This window comes from Pseudoalteromonas sp. 20-MNA-CIBAN-0454 (assembly GCF_040308685.1).
Classification (GTDB): Bacteria; Pseudomonadota; Gammaproteobacteria; order Enterobacterales; family Alteromonadaceae; genus Pseudoalteromonas; species Pseudoalteromonas nigrifaciens.
Window position 1 is genome coordinate 1 of sequence record NZ_JBEOOB010000140.1, and the last position, 302, is coordinate 302.

1 protein-coding gene is annotated in these 302 nt (G+C 48.3%); it reads left to right on the forward strand.

The genetic code is table 11. From position 1 onward, the window contains the following. Positions 1-295 (forward strand): DUF3362 domain-containing protein (locus tag AAEZ22_RS18295; RefSeq protein ID WP_352298435.1); only part of this gene is annotated, 295 nt, incomplete at its 5' end. Between the last annotated feature and the right edge of the window lie 7 nt (positions 296-302).

The window sequence follows — 302 nt, forward strand, 5'->3', positions numbered from 1 at the left end:
AGTAGTACCTGTGCCGAAAGGTGCGCGCCAGCGTCGTTTACAAAAAGCAAATTTAACCTATCAAGATCCAGCGGGCTGGCCAATGATCCGCGAAGCACTGCGCAAAATGGGTAAAGCTAAACTAATAGGTAAAGCGCCAAATTGCTTAGTGCCAGAAGAAGGGCGCGACGAAAGAGCTGCAAAAGGAAGTAGTCGAGGTGGGCGCCCAGCATTAACGCGCCATACTGGTTTTAGCCAATTTCATAAGGCCACTACAAAACCAAAGGTAGCGAGTAATCGCCAAAGAGCTAAATAGAGCTCAT